Here is a 4,661-nt window from a genome sequence, read left to right on the forward strand (position 1 = left end):
GGCTCTGGTGCAAAGTTTGCCTGGCAACTTCATTCTAGTATACTGAGTGACAAGAAACGAGGAATTGTGCGCATGAATTACTTTAAAGGACGCCACTTTCAACAGGATATCATTATAGTAGCCGTTGGCTACTATTTTAGGTTCAGTCTCAGCTACCGTGATATCGTTGAATTGCTACGTGATCGCGGGGTTAGTGTGCATCACACCACGGTCATGCGTTGGGTTCATCATTATGGTCCCATCTTTAAGGCTTTATGGCGCCAACATCAAACCTCCCATACCAAAAGTTGGAGGATAGACGAGACTTACATTAACGTCAAAGGTCATTGGACTTATCTGTATCGTGCAATTGATAGCAACGGTATGACGCTCGACTTCGAACTGCGAAAGCATCGTGATTATGCGGCAGCCTATCACTTTTTGAAACGGCTTTTGACGACCAATGGTCGTCCTGATCGCTTAGTCACCGATCAATATCGAGCAACACTTAAGGCAGTGAAGCACCTGATGAAACAAGACTACTTGAGCAAATCAGCACACCAATGTTCCAAGTATCGAAACAATTTAATCGAACAAGATCATCGATTCATTAAACGACACCGGGTGCGGTCAGCAAGTTTCCAAAGCATCCGAACCGCTAGTGCAACACTCAGCGACATTGAAGTCATCCATGCATTACGCAAGAAAACCCGACGAGAGCTAAGCCTCATCGGGTTTTCAGCCGTGGACGAATTAAAAGCGATGGTGCCAGCATAACCTACAACACCCTATCAACAACTAGGTAAAAGGCACACTCTCAGACTATTTGCACCAGAGCCGCCAAAATCACTATTTCTAACGCATTGGATGAACACATCATTACCTCGCTGTTGCACGAAGGCGCACCGATCGATAATTTTGGTATCGGTGAAAAGCTCATCACTAGCGCGTCCGCACCGGTTCTAAGTGGCGTCTACAAGCTTGCGGCAACTGAGAGCAATGGTCAGAGCACCCCCAAGATCAAGGTCAATGCCAGTCGCGAAAAACTAACGATTCCTGGTGATAAGCAAGTCTATCGTCTGTACGAACCAGGAACTCAGCGGGCCTTTGCTGATTTGATTGCACTAGCTACCGAGACGATCGTCGATGCGACCAGCCTAACCGTCGTCAACAGTGACCCACTCAGTGTCGACCGCCAACAGCGACTCACCCATTTTGAAGCCCGGCCTTTACTCGCGCCGGTAGATTTGTCCAACACCACGTCAATTCCGGTTACAACCATTCAGGCAACGACCCAGGCTAAACTTGCCGAGCTCCCACGAACAACTCAGCGGCTCGTCAACCCAGATCTTTACCCGGTCTACATGACGACCACACTCAGCCAGTTACAAACTAGTTTGTTGAATAAAATGACGATACTAGCAGATTAACAAACGAACACGCGTAGCAACGGCCAAAGCCACTTCTGTACTTAGCGTTCAAATGACCGCTAAGTACAGAAGTGGCTTTAATTTATATCAAGTAACACTTAGCTCACTGACCAGTAATTTGATCATGTTCACCCGGGGTCAATATTTTGGTCATCACCGTAATCAAATACGCTTGTTCGCGCTCAATCTCAGTTCCCGGCAATTCCAGCATTAACCGCGCTAGGTAACCGAATAGCTGCGATAACAAACTTTGCAGTATCAAATCATTCGGCCAATCCACAATCAAATGATCTGCTTTTAGTTGATTTATGACACTTCCCATCTGCTTGACCATCTTAGGCGCAATCTGGCTAAGAATCTGTTCGCGTCGTTCGGCGTCAAAAGCTACCATTTCAAAAATGACCTTTAACTCTTTCACGTTAGCTTTAGCAAATGCAACTCGGTCCGTAAAAATTGCTGTGACGAATGCCTGTAGACTGGGATAACGCTGCCGTAATGCATCCTCTGAAAAATCACTCGCTAAAATTGGCACAATGTGCGCGGCAATTGGTGCTAAGATGGCATCCCGTAAGGTAGCCTTAGTCTTATACCGCCGATAGACCGTCCCCTCCGCAACGCCGGCCCGTTGTGCAATATCACTAGTACTGGTCTGGTCAAAACCCTTTTCAGCAAACAAATCGAGACTTGCCTGGAGGATGGCCCGTTGCTTATGTGTAATCGTTTCATTCTGACTTAGATCCTGTTGAAAATAATCCCGTATCCGTGGTCGTTCCATATCCTCACACCTTCCGATAACGTTTCATTCCAACAATATTCAACATTGTTAGTACGACCATAAACCCTACTAATATTAACAAATTGACACCAATATCGCCAAGCCCAGCACCCTTTGTCACAACAGTCGTCAACGCATTAGCACCATAGTATAACGGCATGATGTGGGCAATTGCTTGCAACCAACTGGCCATGCCATCGACTGGAACCAACCCAGCAAAAAAGATTTGTGGTACAACAATCAGTGGAATAAACTGAATCATTTCAAATTCTGAGTTAGCAAAGGTGGAAATAAAGATACCCAAGGTCAAAGCCACTAACGCTAATAATAAGTTAGTCAGAAAGACCAGCCAAATACTACCAACTAAGTGAATCTTGAAGACCGTAATTGTAAAAACAACGGTCAGGACAGTCTGAATGATGGCAAAGCCCCCATAACCAATTAGATAGCCCATAATAATTTCACTTCGTCGAATTGGGGTTGCAAGTAGCCGGCTTAGGGTTCCAGTAGTGCGTTCATTCAAAAGTGAAACGCCAGAAATCAAGAACACAAAGAAGAAGACAAAGAAACCGAGAAAGGCTGGCAAAAAGTTTTCAAAGAACGTTGAATCACTACTACCATAAATATAATGAGACTTAGTCGTATAACTGGTTGCTTTAGCTGACTGAGTCGAACTAGACGTCGTGGCTGTGGCCTGCTTGAGTTGCTTTTGTAATTTCTCAGCAGTTGCCTGGTCACCGCGGGCCTGGGCTTGTGCAATGGCAGTCTTCAGCTTGGTCACCGTTGCTTGTGTCTGGGCTGCAGTCAGCTTCTTCAAAGCGGCTTGTTGCGATTCAAGGGCCGCGCGCTGTTTCTTAGTAACGGTCACCAGCGTCTTCATTTTCAACTTGACTAATCCTGACTGTAAACTCGCCTTAATTAAAGACGTGTTGGTTGGATTGCTATTTGAATAAGTAATCGTCAATTGACCATTTTTCTGAGTCAAATAGCCATCTAGATCATGCTGCTTAATCATTTTCCGTGCCTGTGAACTATCATAATGATGAATCGTCACGTTTTTGGTATCGATCACGTTAACCACGGATTGGTCTACATGATGAACACCCAAGCTTGCTACTTGCGTCGTGTTGTTTTGAAATAAGAAATACATCAGCGTCATAATCAGCAATGGTGCCAAAAACATCAGCGCCAAGGTACGCTTATCACGTAACATTTGCTTAAAAACTCGTCTAACGATTGCCATCGTTCGCATCTTGCATCCGCCCCGCTTTCAAAAAGACCTGTTCGATCGTATCTACTGCATACTGTTGTTTCAGTGCCGCGGGTGTCCCCTCAGCAAGCGCAATCCCGTGCCGAATCAACATGAGATAATCACACCGTTCTGCTTCGTCCATGACATGCGTTGTCACGAGCATCGACTTACCGGTATCCTTGAGCTTATTTAGTTCGGTCCAAATTTGTTGCCGTAATTCTGGATCAATCCCAACGGTCGGTTCATCTAAAATCAATAATTGGGGATCCTGAATCAGGGCAATTGCCAACGACAAGCGCCGTTTCATCCCACCCGAATAGCCACTGACCCGCTTGTCTAATTGGGACGTTAAATCAACTAATCCGGCTGCATAATCAATCATCTGTGCTAACTTTATTTTTGGAACGCTCATCAATTGCCCAAACAAGGTCAGGTTTTCACGGGCCGCTAGTGTCTCATACAAAGCGTCACTTTGGGCCATATACCCTACTTGTGCCAGTACCGCCCTATTGGGCATCACCGTATCCATGACTTTAACAGTGCCACTATCCACAGCTTCCATCCCTAAAATACTCTTGATCAAGGTGGTCTTCCCAGCTCCTGATGGCCCAATCAAGCCATAAATCATTCCAGCCGGCAGTGTCAAATCAATCTGATTGAGCACTTGCTGATGACCAAAGTGCTTGCTGACCTGCTTGGCGATGACATAATCCGTTGCCATTTTAATAACCCTCTTTCTCAAAGCGAGTGTATACTCACTCACTTAATGGCTTTAGTATAATCAGTACATCTCGGTTTGTCAACATTAAAATGAGTTATCACTCACTTATTTTGTTTCCGGCCCATTTGTCACCGCATTGCAAACAAAAATGCACCACCCCGTTGTTGGGATGTCGCATTTTAATTAAATAGTGACTGCTTAAAAATTCTATAATTCAGGCAGAGCTTGGGTCGGCGCCGGAAATTGATGAATAAAATAATATTAAAAAATCGGTAGGCTTATGGTAGATTGTAAAATTAAGCCGAACGCCCATTTGGATATTGGACAGCCCTAGTTCACAAAACGTTAGTGTAAGGTTTTCCTAGATGGTCAATAAAATTCTAGGAATATTCATTTTGAGTTGAATATATAGAAAAAGAACTGTAGCCTTTTAATCGACGAAGATTAAAGGAAAGGATACAGGTCTTTCATGTATATTTTAGCAGATTTTATTGAATCATTGGG

The 4,661-nt window shown here is 44.6% G+C and carries 4 protein-coding genes and 1 pseudogene; 2 read left to right on the top strand and 3 right to left on the bottom strand.

The window, feature by feature from the left end; genetic code table 11:
* Positions 1 to 72: 72 nt before the first annotated feature.
* Together LSE01S_RS10435 and LSE01S_RS10440 are read left to right on the top strand one after the other, a co-directional pair.
* A complete protein-coding gene (locus tag LSE01S_RS10435) occupies positions 73 to 756 on the top strand; it encodes an IS6 family transposase (RefSeq protein ID WP_061777569.1) in 684 nt (227 codons plus the stop codon).
* A gap of 62 nt (positions 757 to 818) precedes the next feature.
* Positions 819 to 1,409, top strand: a pseudogene (locus tag LSE01S_RS10440) (beta/alpha barrel domain-containing protein); the annotation flags it as partial.
* Between the two features lie 103 nt (positions 1,410 to 1,512).
* On the opposite strand, the gene LSE01S_RS10445 reads toward LSE01S_RS10440, so the two are convergent.
* From LSE01S_RS10445 to LSE01S_RS10455, 3 genes are read right to left on the bottom strand one after another with little or no spacing between them, the layout of a single operon-like run.
* A complete protein-coding gene (locus LSE01S_RS10445; RefSeq protein WP_061777570.1) occupies positions 1,513 to 2,184 on the bottom strand; it encodes a TetR/AcrR family transcriptional regulator in 672 nt (223 codons plus the stop codon).
* Between the two features lie 4 nt (positions 2,185 to 2,188).
* Positions 2,189 to 3,436: an ABC transporter permease gene (locus tag LSE01S_RS10450; RefSeq protein ID WP_061777571.1), complete on the bottom strand. Its 1,248-nt coding sequence runs from the start codon at positions 3,434 to 3,436 to the stop codon at positions 2,189 to 2,191.
* Positions 3,414 to 4,157 (bottom strand): ABC transporter ATP-binding protein, encoded by a 744-nt coding sequence (locus LSE01S_RS10455; RefSeq protein ID WP_061777572.1) that lies wholly within the window; start codon positions 4,155 to 4,157, stop codon positions 3,414 to 3,416. Before LSE01S_RS10455 ends, LSE01S_RS10450 begins: the two co-directional genes overlap by 23 nt.
* Between the last annotated feature and the right edge of the window lie 504 nt (positions 4,158 to 4,661).

Source organism: Levilactobacillus senmaizukei DSM 21775 = NBRC 103853, from assembly GCF_001592085.1.
GTDB lineage: Bacteria > Bacillota > Bacilli > Lactobacillales > Lactobacillaceae > Levilactobacillus > Levilactobacillus senmaizukei.